The organism is Exiguobacterium sp. s21 (assembly GCF_018617975.1).
GTDB classification, from domain to species: Bacteria; Bacillota; Bacilli; order Exiguobacteriales; family Exiguobacteriaceae; genus Exiguobacterium; species Exiguobacterium mexicanum_A.
On record NZ_JACSLF010000001.1, the window covers coordinates 236,093 to 250,706 of the forward strand.

A 14,614-nucleotide genomic window follows, 5' to 3' on the forward strand; every position below is an offset into this window, starting at 1 on the left:
TGTTTCGCACAAACAAAAAGACCTCAAGGAATGATCCTCAAGGTCTCGGTGGGAGGTGTCGGTCGTCATTTGGGCAAGCCAAATAAGCGTTTTCTTTACAGAAAAACGTACGACGAACTACAGGTCGCGTGGACCTGTCATGTTTCCTTCTCCCATCCAGACTATACTGTCGGCTCTAGAATCGCACTAGATCCACCGTTCGCACACGTGCGCCCGGGTCACGGACTTAAGGCTCGCGCCCATCACCGCCGGTTGGGACTTTCACCCGACCCCGAAGGAATATTTGTTTGTACGTCTCCACTTTAGCGCAAAAATAAATCGATGGCAAAACGAAATGCGCAAAAAGGCGCCGCTCGAGTGAGCAGCGCCTTCAGAATCATGCCAAGAATAGGACGACGAGGAGACCGACGATCCAGCAATAGAACGAGAAATATTTGAGTTCGCCTTTTGCCATGATGTGTTGGAACCATTTGAGCGAGATGGCCGTGAGCGCATACGAGGCGGTGAACGCCAAGATGAGCGGTCCGAACAGTTCACGCGTTTCCGGATTCGTGAACAGCGCCGGTCCATCTAAAATCATCGTCCCGAGACTGACCGGGATGAATAAGAAGAACGAGAAGCGGAGGGCCGACTCTTGCTTGATGCCGAGGAGCATCGCCATGACGATCGTGGCGCCGGAGCGGCTGATCCCTGGAATGAGTGCGACCGCTTGAGCAAGTCCAATCAAAATCGCGTCGCGGAGCGTGATGCCGCCGTCGCCTTTGTTCCCGCGCATGTTGCGGATGAACCAGAGCGCAAGCCCAGTCAAGATGAGCGTGTAACCGACCGTGGCGACTCCACCGAGCGTCTCCCCGATCCAATCACCAAACAAGACACCGAGCAAACCAGCCGGGACGGTCGCGATGAGCAAGAGCCCGATGAACTTAACATCAATCATCGTTTCGTCACTGCGATCTTTCTTAAATAAGAACGTCCACAGACTGACGACGAGACGGACGACGTCTTTCCGATAAATCGTCAAGACGGCGAGCAGCGAGGCAAAGTTCACGAATATCTCGAACGAGAGTCCCGGCAGTTCGATATCGAACAGCTCTTGGAAGATGACCAAGTGACCGCTTGACGAAATCGGGATCGGCTCCGTGAAGCCTTGAATCAAACCGAGCAGTAAGTAGAACAACCATATTGTCATATCGTAATATCCTCTTTTCTTTTTTACATCAATTCCATTATTTTAGCAGACCGCCTATTCCACTGACCACCCTTTCAAAAAAATTCGTTATTTTCAAAACTTTCATTGATTAGTCTGAAAATTAAATTTATTATAGAAGAGTACTCAACTGGTGCAACGGTGATGACCCCATTGGCCAGTTGGGTACTTTTTCGTACAGAATATGACATTTCAGCCACCATAAAACTTTTTGTTTACAATTGAACCCATTTAATATTAAATTTTTAATAGAACTGTTACCATTTTTTCTAATTTCATACCAGACCTTAGACCTATCCCGTTTCAAATTTGGTATGAAAAACTTGAAAAATGCACTTATAAATTGTAAAAACTGGCCGATAGTATGATTGTAGAAGCAATTTCGTAATCTTTGTCGGTTCAGATATGAGTCCATGGAAGGAGGAACCATCATTGAGTCAAACGCTATCCACTAAATCCCACCACTTGTCCACCGAGCAACAGAGGATGATTCACTGTATCCGTCTACTCGGCGACTTGTTGAAGGAACGTCCACGTCGCTCTGTGTATCGTCGCTTCGCGATGGAACAAAGCTGGCCATCTCCCGAGTCGATTATTCGACAGTTCGGGTCATGGGCCGAGGCGCTCGCCATCGCCGGCTACGAATGGCATGGAGAGGCGACCGTCGACCTCCCGGATAAAATGCCGAAGTACACGCGCGAAGATATCATCGAGACGCTTGCCCTCTACTCGCGTGACATGGGATCGATTATCACGCTCAAAAAATATCAGGAATGGCGCAAGCTTCATCCGAAAGCACCGAGCCATTACCATATCGTCAAGACGTTCGGCTCATGGCACGATGCGTGTGCCGAGGCCGGACTTGAAGCGAGTGTGACCTATTCCAAATCCGAGCTCTCGAACGCACTCCGTGAAGCGATTCACGAGATGGGCTTCTCTCTTTCCTTTGAAGCGTATCGCGAATGGGCAAAACGAAACAACAAACCATCCACGAAAGCCATCCTTCATCGTTACGGCTCGTGGTCGGCTGCGATTCACGCGGTCGAGTCAGAAATCTTCAATCAGAAATTATAATCTTTCATTCATAAGGAGGACGCCGGGTATCCGGTGTCCTCCTTTATTTTGTAGGTGTACCGTTGTCGCTCGTCCTTTCGGCGTCCACGCTTTCTGCAGGCAATCCCGGAGCCGCATCGCTTACGCTGCTGGGTCTCCGTCGGATTGCTGTTCTGCAAGAGTCGGGGCGCCGAGGGACGAGCGAATCGAATTCGATTTAACATTCGTTCAACGGCGCCTAGGCCGGTGCCCGAACTCCTAGGGGAGGGCGATGCAAGGATGACCCCGTAAAGCGCGGCACGCGCTGCGGAGGCATCCGCATCGCCCCAGGAACGGAGGGCATCGGCCCAAGCATCGTTCATGTTGATCAGACAAAAAAGGAGAACACCGATGAGCCGGTGTTCTCCTTCATCATTGAATCCGTTCCGTCGACGTGTCGCGATAATGGGCGACACGGTCACGGCCGTTGAATTTCGCACCGACGTACATGGCCCGGTCTGCGTGACGCAGCAACGTGTCGAGGTCCTCATACTCGTGAATCGTCTCGATGCCGATGCTCGCCGTCACCTGGACGCGAATCCCTTCCGATCCGAACGGATGGTTGCGGAGCGCTTGACGAATCTTCTCCCCCGTCACGATGGCCGCGGCCTCATCCATCCGTGGGAAGACGAAGACGAACTCTTCGCCGCCGTAACGGGTGACGAGGTCCCCACTCCGGATGAGACGCGTAAACAACACGCCGGCCTCAATCAACACCTCATCCCCGAACGCGTGACCGTACGTGTCGTTGATCGCCTTGAAATGATCGAGGTCGACCAAGAATACCGACAACGGATACGATGCGACATCGTTCAACCGCTCTTTCGTCCACCGCTTGAGCGCCCGCTGGTTCGGGAGTCCCGTCATCGGATCGGTCAAACTTTCATGTTGGAGACGGTTCCGTTCGTCGATCCGTTCGAGCGACCAGGACAGTGTCTTCAACAGGCGATGGAGCTCAACGGCGATCGCCCCGTCGTAAGCCCCGTTCGCCGTCGTCGAGATCATACAGCTGACCGCGTTCGTCGTGCTCGACACCGGTTGGATGACGAGTGCCGAATGATGGAGCTCGGTTTGATGTGCCTGCAGGTCGGGATGCCACTCATGAAGCGAATCATACACAAAGTACGGTTCTTCCGCGTCGCGGTGCCGTTCGAGTGTGGAGGCGTCGGCGACGGGGGTGGACGTACGGCCGCTGATATCATAAAACATCCGGTGCCCGTCCCGATTGACTTGGAGCCAGCCGCGCTCGAGCTCGACGACTTCCCGGAGCCCGTTCCAAAACTTCTCGATGAGCAGTTGCTCGTTGTCGACGCGGTACAGTTGCTCTTTCAACCGTTCGACTTGATCGATTTTCGACTGCGTCTCTTCGGTCTCCGTCGCTTTCGATAAGCCCATCTTGAGGAGCGACAGGATGAGGAACGTCGCCATCAGCCCCGTGTATCCGAACAGTTGGAACGCCTCGATGGCGACCATCGTGAACAACAGCTCGAGCGAGATGACGAGCCAGTCAAAACGGAGCAAACGCCACATGATCGGGAGCGGGATCCGTTCCCCAATCAAGAACCGCGATAGCAGGAAACTGAAGCCGAGGACGAGGAACAAGACGGCAAAGAACCCAATCAGCGCCGTACCTTGTTCGAGCAAATGAACGTTCGGTCCAATCTGTCCGCCGAGCCGCAAATAGACGAGCCCCGGCAAGACGAGGAGCATCGCCTCGATCAACGTATTGAGCGGATAGAAATGCAAAAAACGCCGACGTCCGACTTTGTTCGTGAACGTCCGGGCCTGAAACGTGAGTAAGAGGAGCTGTCCCATCAACAAGGCCGGCAACAGGCCGTACAAGAAGAACGTCATGAAGACGAACATCTCATGGAACGTAAAGTGAAGGTGCCGCCGCTTGAGCGGGTTCATGACGAACAAGGCGCCGAGCGTGAAGATGAACCAAAATAACGACCAATCAAACGTACCGATGCCGAGCCACATGTAGGCGAGGATTCCCATGAAGACGAGCGACCACGAGAACCAGCTTCTGATGAGGTACTTCCGAAATCGCATCGTCTCCCCCCTTTTCATTATCATTCCTACATAGTATGAAGGGTTTTGGTGGAAGATTCCAGCCGTTGTTTGAAAGTTGTGACAATGAAAAAAGATCGCGACTCACGTCACGATCCTGTCATCACTTTGCTTTTAAGAACGAAAAACCGATCGAGCCTGACCCCGTGTGGGCCCCAAGGAGCGATGCGAGTGTGTCGACCCGAATTTTGGCTTTGTCGCCGAGCTCACGTTTCCACGACTCGGCCAGTTCTGGCACGTTCCCGTGGAAAATCGAGACGTCCGTGCATTCACCCGAATCGATGACTTGACGGAGCGCTTCGAACAACTGGGCTTGCGCCTTCTTATACGTCCGAACCGTTTGATACGGAACGATAAGACCGTCTTCGAAGCGAAGCACCGGCTTCAATTGCAACATATTCCCGATGAGCGCTTTCGACTTCGAGATCCGGCCGCCTTTTTGCATTTGCGTCAAGTTTTGCAAAATCAATTCGATGTGGACGTCCTCGGTTCGTTGTTTCATATACGCTTCGACGTCCTCGAGCGTATCTCCACGCTCGACGCGTTCAATCAACTCTTCGAGCATGAGCCCCATCGTGTAGATGCCGGCCCGTGAGTCGATAGCGAGCAGTTTGAACTCGGCGATCTCTGCACCTTGAACCGATGCCGAATACGTCCCGCTCAAGTCCGACGACAAGTGGACGGCGATGCCCATATCATATTGATCTTTGATGCTCTCATACAAAGTGACGAGGTCGCCGATGGCCGGTTGGCTCGTCGAGACGCGTTCACCTGCGTCGATCCATTCGTACACAGTCTTGGCATCGACCTCGACCCCGTCTTTATACGGCTGGTCGCCTTTGACGACGTAGAGCGGAACGATATGGATGTCCGGGTGGTGTTGAATCGAATCAGGAAGGACGACCGTGCTGTCCGTAATATAAGCAATTTTCATAGTAGGATTCTCCTTAAATCAAGATTAGTACCTGGTAATATTATTTTATCACAGGTGAAGCGGTTTCACTATTTTTTCAAAATTGAAATCCTATGAAGTTTCACATATTCCCGTCCGCGATGCGCTCGAAACGGGTAAAAGATAACATCGGACAAAGGAGGAATCGGTATGATTCACATTCAGCACGTCAATAAAGTCTATAAGACCGGGGACGTCGAGACCGCGGCGTTGAAAGACATCGATTTGACGATCAATAACGGGGCCTTCGTCGTCATCCTCGGCCCGAGCGGGAGCGGCAAGAGTACGCTGTTGAACGTCATCAGCGGCCTCGACACGGTGACGTCCGGGACGATCACGTTCGGTGACACCGTCTTGACGGACTTATCGTCCGAACAGATGACAGCGTTTCGACGCGATCATCTCGGCTTCATCTTTCAACAATATAATCTACTCCAAAACTTGACCGTCTACGAGAACGTTCAAATCGGGGCCGATTTATCGACCGACCCGCTCCCAATCGAAGAGTTGTTAGATCAAGTCGGGTTAGCGGCTGCCCGTGACAAATACCCGTACCAATTGTCGGGCGGCGAGCAACAACGCGTCTCGGTCGCCCGGAGTCTCGCCAAAAATCCGTCCATCATCTTCTGCGACGAACCGACGGGCTCGCTCGATGAGGACAATTCAAAACGGGTGCTCGAACTGCTCGAGCGCTTGAACGAGACGTACAACAAGACGGTCGTCGTCATCACGCACAACACGGGCATCAGTGAGATGGCCGATGACGTCATCAAAATGAACTCGGGACGGATCGTGGAGTACACGCACAACCCGGTCCGAAAAGCCGCTCGCGACATCCACTGGGGGTGAGACAGATGCTGTATAAAAACGTATGGAAGACGCTCGCCGGCAAATGGATGCAGCTCCTTGCCATCGCCGTCATCATCGTCATGAGCTCGCTCACGTATACGATGATGTTTTATGGCATCAGCGGCATCGAAGTGCCGACCGAGGAGTATCTCGCCTCATCGAATCAAGAGGATTTTGCCGTCGAGATGCTGAACCGGGTCACGGAAGAAGAGGCGGCCTTGCCTGAGTTGGCGGACTTCATCGCCTCCGGCCGCTACACGCTCTCGGACTTGCGACGTGTCGACGAGGCGGCGTTCGATGACTTGATCGCGGCACGCATCGACGCCGTCGAGGGCGAGATGGACGGCGCGACGCTTGAGCTCCGCGCCTCGAAGCTATTGACCTACCCGTTCGGCTCGAGCGAACACCGCGGACTCGTCTTGAAAGAAGCGGACACGATCAACGTGTCTTATCTCGAGGCTGGCAAGCGGCCTGAGCAAAACGATGAGGTCGCCATCAACGCGAAATACGCCGAGAAGAACGGGATTGAAATCGGTGATTCGCTCGACCTCGGTACCCCTTTCACGGTGAGCGGATTCGTCTTGTTCCCGGACTACACGCTCCCGCTGTTTGATGAGAACTTCTTCAATTTGGATCCCGGCACGCAGACACTCCTTTTAATGACGGACGCCGCCTACGACGAGGTGATTGGAACCGAATCGTTCCGCCTTGCCGGTGTCACTGACGGGACGGTCGTGACCGACGTCGAGCTCCCGTTCGTCATCTCGGTCATGGAAACGGAAAACATCATGCGCAGCGGCGCCATCTATAGCGAGATCTCATCTGGTAAAGCGATGGCGCTCGGCTTGAGCCTGTTCATCGTCTCGATTGCCGTCATCATCGTCGCCATCCTGATTTCGAACATGCTCGAGGCCGAGCGCGGACAAATCGGGCTCTTGAAAGCGATTGGCTACAACCGCCGCCAAATCGCGGTCCCGTACCTAGTCTTCATCTTGTTGTTCGCGACGCTCATGCTCGTCATCGGCTATTTCCTCGGGCTCTACTTCGCCGAGCCGCTCAAAAACCTGTATCTCGATTTCTATCTATTGCCGTCCATCACCATCGCCCAAAGCCCGCTCGTCTTTCTCACGGCCGTCTTCGCCCCGCTCCTGTTCTTCGCGCTCGTGGCGGGAGCCGTCATCTATAAAATCATGGGCGAGAGCGCTCTCGCTTTGCTGTCGCCTCGAGACAACGCCTCACTCAATCGACTGAGCCGCATCGTCAGCCGTCTGCTCCGGAACGCCCGCGGCAAGACGAAATTCAAATATTTATACGCCGTCAAAAGCACGGGCAGCTTCATCATCTTCTTTTTCGGTATCCTATTCTCGACGCTCCTCATCGTCTTCGCCCTCATGATGAACGGGGCGGTCGACCGGATGACGGTCGGCGAGTTGAACGAGGCCGACTATGAATATGAGGCGTACACGACGACGCAACCTGTGCTCGAAGATGGACAAGAGCCGTTCCTCACCTACCCGTTCGCCTTCGCTCAAGACAACCTTGTCACGTTGAAAGGGCTCGATGCGACGAACACACTCTATCCTCTCGAAGACGAAGACGGGAACGAACTGGTACCGAAAGCGGATGAGATCATCGTCAACGCCTCACTCGCCTTGAAGCTCGGCCTCGAGACCGGGGACACGCTTGACATCGAACTCGACAACGAGACGTTGTCGTACCCGATCGGAGGTATCGCCGACGAATATGCGGGCGATGTCGTCTACCTGCCTCGGGCAATGCTCAGCGAACAATTATCGGGCGGGACGACACGTGATTTGTTCAACGGGATTTATGCAACCGAACGGCCGGACGAGACGGACTATCCGACGGTCATCTCACGAAGCGGTCTGATTAAGCAGTCCCAATCGATCAATGAGTACATGAACTTGATGATGAACGTCATGATTGGCGGATCGGCCTTGATCGCCTTCAGCATCCTGTTCGTCTTGACCGCACTCACGGTCGAGAAAAATTATTACGTCATCTCGCTCTTGAAAGTGATGGGCTACGACCGGCGCGAGGTCCGCTCGATGATTCTCAATAGCTACTTCATCTACGCGCTCATCTCGGCCCTGCTCAGCATCCCGATCGCCCTCGTCATCTTGCGGGTCATCATCGTCGTGTTCGCGGAAGATTATGGACTCGTCTTGCCGCTCGAGTTCGAGTGGATTTATCTGCTTTATACACTCGGTGCGGTGACGCTCCTCTTCTTCGCAAGCACGTTCATCAGCCGTCGCAAGATCGATCAGATTCCGCTCCAAGAAGTATTGAAGACGTATCAAGAATAATTTTTCGCCAAATAGGGCATAATAAGAGAAGAGACCAGGCCTCTCCCTGTGAGAGGCCTGACTATTTGAAGAAGAGGATGATTCTTATATGAACCGTACACAAGTGTTGCTCGCCATTCCAGGAAACTGGTCATCGGCCGAGGCAGTCAGCGAACAAATCAGTTTACATAGCGAAGGCTACACGATGGCTGGCCTACTGCTGTTAGAAGATGAGACCGGAAAAGCGTTCACGGTCGAAGTCGTCGAGCGCGACCCGGCTCTCGCCGAAGCGATGATTCATGCCAGCTCGGGCGGTTTCACGCCGAAAATCGCGAAAGGGCTTACCCGCCACACGCATATCGTCTATTTGATCGTCGACGTCAATGACGTGACGGACATCGCGGCGGCCCGCCGTGCGGCCAATGCCATCTTGAACGCCGGCGGACTCGGCGTCATGGTCGAGACGGCTGGGGTCGCCTACTCGAAAGACGAATGGCAAGAGTCGAAAGAAGAAGACCTCGCTCTCGATTACTCGCTTCTCACAGCCATCACGGAAGAAGAAGACGCCTACGTCTCGTGGGGCATGAAAGCGTTCGGTCACGCCGACGTCGCCGTACCGGCCACGCTCGAAATTGAAGACGCGATTCACGTCGTCCATTCGTTCAACTTCCACCTCATCTCGGGTGGATCGATGTTCGGGGACGGGGACAGCTTCACGTTCGAAGATGGCAAGACGTTCACGGTCGAGATGGGTGAAGACGAGCGGACGTCAATCGACAACTTGCTCCATAACCCGTTCGGCTTGATTTACCTCGTGCCGCAGACAACTGAAGATTGAACATGGCGATCGATTCGGACTCCCGTCCAAATCGATCTTTTTTGATTAATCGATTATAATCGATTATAATTAATCTATACAAATAATAGATTAGAGGTGAATCATATGAAAGAGTCGCCTACGGTTGAGTTCAAGCGAGAACTTACAGACGCTGTCGTTCACGAAGTGATTGCGTTCGCCAACACGCAAGGTGGTGTTCTTTATATCGGTATAGAAGATGATGGTACCGTCCTCGGTGTCCCTAACGCACATAAACAACTCGAAGCAGTATCAAACAAGCTACATGACAACATCCAACCAGATATTCTAGTCCATTTATATTTAGAAGTGGTTGAGCTCGACAAAAAAGAGGTCATAAAGATAGCTGTGGCCCGCGGAACGAGACGCCCTTATCATTTGAAGAGAAAAGGCATGAAATCGTCGGGTGTTTTCATTCGGTACGGTACGTCTGTCACAAATGCCTCTGAAGAAAACATCCGCCAAATGATTATCGAATCAGATGGGACGAACTTTGAAACGATGCGTAGTTTGAAACAGGAACTGACTTTCGAGGAAGCTTCTCACTTTTTTGCTCAAACGAACATCAAATTTGGTGTCGAGCAACAACGTACACTTGGCCTGATGACAGATGATGGCTATTACACAAATTTAGGGCTCCTTCTTTCTGACCAATGCGAACACTCAATCAAATGCGCCCGCTATTTAGGGAACGACAAGCTTGAATTTCAAGATCGTAAAGAATTTAGTGGCTCCATTCTCACGCAAGTCGAATCCGTTTATGAATACCTTAGTCTGAACAATGCCACGTCAGCACGCTTCGTCGGTCTAAAACGGCTCGAGACCGAAAGTTATCCTAGTCCTGCTTTGCGAGAAGCTCTTGTAAATGCCGTTACACATCGCGATTATAGTTTTAGCGGTAGCATCTTGATTCATTTATTCCAAAACCGAATCGAAATCGTCTCGGTGGGCGGACTCGTGAAGGGCTTAACGATCGAGGATATCAATTTAGGTATTTCTCAGAGCCGTAATCCAAAACTAGCCAATGTATTGTATCGTCTGAAATGGATTGAAAGTTATGGTACCGGGTTACAACGAATCAAAGAAAGCTACAAAGAAAGTCTCGAACGACCATTCTGGACTACGAGTCCGAACGCCTTTGTCGTGACGTTGCCTAAACAACAGCTAACGACACCAGACTCTGACGAAAACGAACTCGAACAATGGCTTAGTCAACAGTCCGAATTTACGACAAGAGAACTCGAAGCCTATTTGAATAAAAGCAAAGGGACTGTCCGAAAACTGATCGAACAGTTGATAGCCGAACGAAAAGTGACCCGTGTCGGAAACGGTCGAACGACGCGCTACCGTACGTTAAACTAAACAAGAGCTCACAGACTTTCGTCTGTGGGCTCTTGTTTTGGTTGCGCCGGCATATCGAGCGGCAAGAAATAATGTGCGCGCCCTTCCCACCCGAGTCGATCACTCAACAGGTCGAACGACGTCCGGAAGAAGGCTTGGATGTCATCTGCCCGACTCACGTTCTCAATCGACAAAAAACATTCGCTCATCTTGGCGTCGTAGTAGGCGTCCACAGGTTGAAGCCGCTCCGAGCCGAGGTCGGTGTATTGAAACGGATACGGCAAGATGAAGAACGTCGGCACGTCGACGGACTCGTCGCCGAGCCAAAACCCGAACTCAATCATGTGCTCATCGAACGCCGCCTTCTCAATCAGTTTGTCTTCCAGGAACGGCTCGGACTTCCCGTAGACGATCATCGACGAGACGTCGAACGTGCCCCAAAACAAGGCCGGTTTCACTTTCAGGCACCGGAGCGGGGCAAGAAACACCGCTTGTTCCCGTGCGGCGTATTGGAACAAACGCAGCCCTTTCAGCGCGGCATCGGCATCGTAAGCGAGCGGCGCCTCATCCCGGTCCAAGTATCTGAGTTCTCGCATCTCCTGCGTCTTCGGATTGAACTCGAGTCGAACGCCGGACGCTTGAAGCGTATCGATGATTTCCATGTAATACGTTTTGAGCGTTTTCCCGTCCTCAAGCGAGAACATCGTTCGATTGGACTCGACATGCACCGTAATGATTCCGGCCACGACATCGATGTCCACCTCGAACAACGTCTCCCCGCTCCAGAGCGGCCCGGTCGAAAACCCGTTCACGGTGAGCGGCAGTGTGACGTGAGCCCATTGCGGTTCTTGCGGGGCGAGTGCAAGCTTTAGTTTTCCTAGAATCTGTGACAAAAGATGCAGCGTGAGCTTCGTGTCGGCCCAGTCGGAGTGGCGGATCAGATTCATGAGCGTTTCCCCATTTCTTCCTTCGAACAAGTGACACAGCTACTATCCTGATTCTCCGTGTCCGGCTCCGACAATCAAAAAAATCCACAGACACGTGTCTGTGGATTTAGCCTCGCATCTCTTGGAGACGCTCGAGTTGATGGGTCAGCTCGCCGATTGGGACGAACCGGGCCCGGCGGAGCGTCTCTCTGCCGTCGAGGAAAAACAGGACGACCGGGACGGTGAAAATCGAGTAGGCACCGGCAATCTCCGGCACCTGATCCGAATCGATGGCGACCGCCTCGATATCGGGGAACTCCGTCAACATCTCCTCGACTTGCGGTTTGAGCGAGTGGCAGACGCTACAGGTCGGATGCGAGACGTAGACGAGCAATTGGTCTGTATTCGCGATCCGGTCGTGTAACGCCGAAAGTGTGGTGACAGCTTCCATCGAACTCCCTCCTTTTTTGATTACGCGTCGAGCCAAAGCACCCCGACCGTCTCAAAGCCGGCGTGGACCGCGATTGATGGGCAGAAGCGCGTCTTGACGACTTCAATGTCTGGCAATTTCGCCTGGATGAGCGCGACGAGATTGTCTTGCATCTCCGGAGCGAGCGCCGTCTGGACGAAGACACGGTTGTTGTGGATGCCGTTCGCGGCGTGGCGACGTTCGAGCTCGGTCACCATCTCGGCGTATGCTTTTTTAAGCGAACGTGCTTTTTTGAACGGGATGACTTTCCCCGTCTCATCGAGCGTGATAATCGGTTTGATGTTGAGGATGTTGGCGAGGAACATCTCGCCTGACGAGACGCGGCCGCCGCGGCGCATCGTTTCCATGTTGCCGATAATCATGAAGAAGTTCTTCTTATCGCGCCACGCTTCGAGCAAGGCGACAATCTCTTCGACCGACTTGCCTTCAGCTTCGGCGGCAAGACCGAGACGGACGAGTTCTTGCTGCGCCTCGAGCGCTGCGTGCGAATCGACCGTATATACTTTGAAGCCGGCCGCTTCGGCCGCTGCACTCGAGTTCTTCACGGTCGAACTCAAACCGTTCGAGCAATGGACGGCGATGGCGCAATCATATCCTTCTTCTTTCAAACGTTCATAGCGGGCGATGAAGTCGCCGAAAATCGGCTGTGACGTCTTCGCCTCTTTCTTTTGGTCGATCATATAGCGGTGCAAGTCTTCGAGCGACAAGTCGACTTCGCTATAGCCGCTGCCGTCGACAATCAGTTGAATCGGGACGATATCGACACCGAGACGGGCCGCCTCTTCCTTCGAGAAATTGGCCATACTATCGGTAATCCATGCGATTTTGGTCATAACAAAAATCCTCCAATGGTCGTTCAATTTTTTCCTTTCTCATTATACCTTATTTTCCGGATTCGTTCCTTTCCGACTCATTCGCACGAAAAAAGACAGCCCGACTCGTCGTCGCGCTGTCTTCGGCTTCGACTCATCGTGTCGAAATCAGTTTCGTATGAGCAAACTCATCATGCGGCAATTCCATGTTCTTGCCCGACTTGATCTGTTGCAGCGCTTTTAACAGCGGCAGACCGAGCGTGGCCGGATAGACGACGTCTTTATATAGCGTCCGCTTCACGACTTGTTCGAGCGAGAGCGAGCGCCCGTCTTGACTGACGACTTTAATCCCAACGACCTGGTCGCCGATTGTTTGGCCATTTTTATTGAGCAGGAAGTATACTTCCCCGGCCATCGTCACGAGCGTCGGTAAATAGTAACGTTTCACTTCTTTTCCAGGAAGCAACTTCTTCCGAATCGTCTTCTCGACAAGTTTCGCTGGTGTTTGAAGAATGAGTTGGTCGATTTGACTGGCGACGGCACGTTTCCAAATTGTGACTGCCACGTTCATCATCCTCTCGTTTCGGTTCTAGGCTTTAGATTCCTCTTTTGCCTTCGCTTGAAACGCCGAAAACGGACAACCCGAGCGCGCGAACAAGTTCGGCGTCACAATTTTGTCATCATAGTGGCGGTGGAACACGTGCGTCGCGGCCGGAGACAGCGGTGGGATGAGCCAGCTCCATTGCCCGGTCACGTCGCGCCCGGCGTCCTGCTCGTTCTTCTCGAACCGTTTGAACTGTTTCGCCGCCGTATGGTGGTCGACAATCGTCACGCCGGCCCGTTCGAACGACTGCAAGACGGCGACGTTCAATTCGACGAGGGTCCGGTCGCGCCAAAGCGTCCGCTCTTTCGACGTGTCGAGCCCGAGCGATGCGCCGACGAGCGGCAACAGGTCATAACGGTCCGTATCGGCCAAGTTGCGCGCCCCAATCTCGGTCTCCATATACCAGCCGTTGAACGGGACCGAGGTGAAGCGCAGTCCACCAATTTCCAGTTCCATGTCGGCGATGGCCGGAACAGCGTGCCATTTAATCGGCCGTCCGCCGAACAAGTCGTACGCCTCGTGCTGAATGTCGACCTCGAATACCGCATCGTCCGGCAATTCATAGAGCCGAACGTCACTCCCATCCGTGATCAGGAGCGGCAAGATGTCAAACGCAGTCCTAGCCCCGCTCCAACCGAGCCGTTCGGCCTGACGCGTCATCGTCAAAGACAGTGGATCACCGATGATGCCGTCTTCTGTCTCATATGCCGCATACCGGATGAGTTGCGTGTTCAAGAGACGGAACTCGTTCGGGAGCACCGTCATCGTCGAGCGGATTTTCCCGCCGTTCGTCGCGTAACGCAAGTGGTCGATGAGTGCTTCGAACACATCGTCGAACGTCTCCGCGCCGCGGGCATCCCGGACGGTGAGCGTCTGCCAAAACAGACGGCCGATGCATCGGTTTGAGTTCCGCCAGGCGAGTTTCGCGCCCTCGGTCAACTCGTCGGTCGTGAGCGTATACGTTCCCGTACGGTCGATTTCTTTCGCAATCTCATCGAGCCGGTCCGTCTGATCGCCTTTTAGTTGTGAGAAAAAGTGTCGGGCTGCCTGAATGTCCATCTCATGTATCTCCTCTTTCGTTCTGTCCCTCCCATCTTAAGGGAAAC

The 14,614-nt window shown here is 53.2% G+C and carries 13 protein-coding genes and 1 riboswitch; of the genes, 5 read left to right on the plus strand and 8 right to left on the minus strand.

Annotation, left to right across the window (positions count from 1 at the left end; genetic code table 11):
- Positions 1-140: 140 nt before the first annotated feature.
- Positions 141-283, minus strand: a riboswitch (FMN riboswitch).
- Between the two features lie 93 nt (positions 284-376).
- Positions 377-1,189 carry an undecaprenyl-diphosphate phosphatase gene (locus KNP06_RS01240; protein ID WP_214710928.1) on the minus strand — a complete coding sequence of 271 codons (813 nt, stop codon included), beginning with the start codon at positions 1,187-1,189 and terminating at the stop codon, positions 377-379.
- Positions 1,190-1,639: 450 nt separating this feature from the next.
- On the opposite strand from KNP06_RS01240, the gene KNP06_RS01245 reads away from it, so the two are divergent.
- Positions 1,640-2,281: a homing endonuclease associated repeat-containing protein gene (locus tag KNP06_RS01245; RefSeq protein ID WP_233004553.1), complete on the plus strand. Its 642-nt coding sequence runs from the start codon at positions 1,640-1,642 to the stop codon at positions 2,279-2,281.
- A gap of 390 nt (positions 2,282-2,671) precedes the next feature.
- Here KNP06_RS01245 and KNP06_RS01250 read toward each other — a convergent pair whose 3' ends face one another.
- The gene (locus KNP06_RS01250; protein WP_214710927.1) at positions 2,672-4,354 is read right to left on the minus strand and encodes a GGDEF domain-containing protein; all 1,683 of its coding nucleotides are present in this window, start codon (positions 4,352-4,354) and stop codon (positions 2,672-2,674) included.
- Between the two features lie 121 nt (positions 4,355-4,475).
- Positions 4,476-5,306, minus strand: a complete 831-nt coding sequence (locus tag KNP06_RS01255) for a DegV family protein (RefSeq protein ID WP_214710926.1) — start codon at positions 5,304-5,306, stop codon at positions 4,476-4,478.
- 168 nt (positions 5,307-5,474) lie between these two features.
- On the opposite strand from KNP06_RS01255, the gene KNP06_RS01260 reads away from it, so the two are divergent.
- From KNP06_RS01260 to KNP06_RS01275, 4 genes are all read left to right on the plus strand, one after another.
- Positions 5,475-6,173, plus strand: a complete 699-nt coding sequence (locus KNP06_RS01260) for an ABC transporter ATP-binding protein (protein ID WP_214710925.1) — start codon at positions 5,475-5,477, stop codon at positions 6,171-6,173.
- 5 nt (positions 6,174-6,178) lie between these two features.
- On the plus strand, positions 6,179-8,500 hold the full coding sequence (locus KNP06_RS01265) for an ABC transporter permease (RefSeq protein ID WP_214710924.1): 2,322 nt from the start codon (positions 6,179-6,181) through the stop codon (positions 8,498-8,500).
- Positions 8,501-8,588: 88 nt separating this feature from the next.
- Positions 8,589-9,317 (plus strand): DUF4261 domain-containing protein, encoded by a 729-nt coding sequence (locus tag KNP06_RS01270; RefSeq protein ID WP_214706969.1) that lies wholly within the window; start codon positions 8,589-8,591, stop codon positions 9,315-9,317.
- Positions 9,318-9,422: 105 nt separating this feature from the next.
- A complete protein-coding gene (locus KNP06_RS01275) occupies positions 9,423-10,697 on the plus strand; it encodes an RNA-binding domain-containing protein (protein WP_214710923.1) in 1,275 nt (424 codons plus the stop codon).
- A gap of 8 nt (positions 10,698-10,705) precedes the next feature.
- Here KNP06_RS01275 and KNP06_RS01280 read toward each other — a convergent pair whose 3' ends face one another.
- The 5 genes from KNP06_RS01280 to KNP06_RS01300 all read right to left on the minus strand — a co-directional run bounded on the left by KNP06_RS01280 (position 10,706) and on the right by KNP06_RS01300 (position 14,567).
- On the minus strand, positions 10,706-11,623 hold the full coding sequence (locus KNP06_RS01280) for a DUF5996 family protein (RefSeq protein WP_214710922.1): 918 nt from the start codon (positions 11,621-11,623) through the stop codon (positions 10,706-10,708).
- Positions 11,624-11,729: 106 nt separating this feature from the next.
- Positions 11,730-12,053 carry a thioredoxin family protein gene (locus KNP06_RS01285; RefSeq protein ID WP_214710921.1) on the minus strand — a complete coding sequence of 108 codons (324 nt, stop codon included), beginning with the start codon at positions 12,051-12,053 and terminating at the stop codon, positions 11,730-11,732.
- A 20-nt stretch (positions 12,054-12,073) separates the two neighbouring features.
- Positions 12,074-12,925 carry a DegV family protein gene (locus tag KNP06_RS01290; protein WP_214710920.1) on the minus strand — a complete coding sequence of 284 codons (852 nt, stop codon included), beginning with the start codon at positions 12,923-12,925 and terminating at the stop codon, positions 12,074-12,076.
- A gap of 133 nt (positions 12,926-13,058) precedes the next feature.
- Positions 13,059-13,475, minus strand: coding sequence for an RDD family protein (locus tag KNP06_RS01295; RefSeq protein WP_251129638.1), 417 nt, complete (start codon positions 13,473-13,475; stop codon positions 13,059-13,061).
- 18 nt (positions 13,476-13,493) lie between these two features.
- Positions 13,494-14,567: a nitric oxide synthase oxygenase gene (locus tag KNP06_RS01300; RefSeq protein ID WP_214706941.1), complete on the minus strand. Its 1,074-nt coding sequence runs from the start codon at positions 14,565-14,567 to the stop codon at positions 13,494-13,496.
- Positions 14,568-14,614 lie beyond the last annotated feature (47 nt).

Bases quoted from the DNA above. Each gene is read 5' to 3' on its own strand.
- KNP06_RS01240 (WP_214710928.1), bottom strand. From the start codon at position 1,189: ATGACAATATGGTTGTTCTACTTACTGCTCGGTTTGATTCAAGGCTTC.
- KNP06_RS01250 (WP_214710927.1), bottom strand. From the start codon at position 4,354: ATGCGATTTCGGAAGTACCTCATCAGAAGCTGGTTCTCGTGGTCGCTC.
- KNP06_RS01255 (WP_214710926.1), bottom strand. From the start codon at position 5,306: ATGAAAATTGCTTATATTACGGACAGCACGGTCGTCCTTCCTGATTCG.
- KNP06_RS01260 (WP_214710925.1), top strand. From the start codon at position 5,475: ATGATTCACATTCAGCACGTCAATAAAGTCTATAAGACCGGGGACGTC.
- KNP06_RS01265 (WP_214710924.1), top strand. From the start codon at position 6,179: ATGCTGTATAAAAACGTATGGAAGACGCTCGCCGGCAAATGGATGCAG.
- KNP06_RS01270 (WP_214706969.1), top strand. From the start codon at position 8,589: ATGAACCGTACACAAGTGTTGCTCGCCATTCCAGGAAACTGGTCATCG.
- KNP06_RS01275 (WP_214710923.1), top strand. From the start codon at position 9,423: ATGAAAGAGTCGCCTACGGTTGAGTTCAAGCGAGAACTTACAGACGCT.
- KNP06_RS01280 (WP_214710922.1), bottom strand. From the start codon at position 11,623: ATGAATCTGATCCGCCACTCCGACTGGGCCGACACGAAGCTCACGCTG.
- KNP06_RS01285 (WP_214710921.1), bottom strand. From the start codon at position 12,053: ATGGAAGCTGTCACCACACTTTCGGCGTTACACGACCGGATCGCGAAT.
- KNP06_RS01290 (WP_214710920.1), bottom strand. From the start codon at position 12,925: ATGACCAAAATCGCATGGATTACCGATAGTATGGCCAATTTCTCGAAG.
- KNP06_RS01295 (WP_251129638.1), bottom strand. From the start codon at position 13,475: ATGAACGTGGCAGTCACAATTTGGAAACGTGCCGTCGCCAGTCAAATC.
- KNP06_RS01300 (WP_214706941.1), bottom strand. From the start codon at position 14,567: ATGGACATTCAGGCAGCCCGACACTTTTTCTCACAACTAAAAGGCGAT.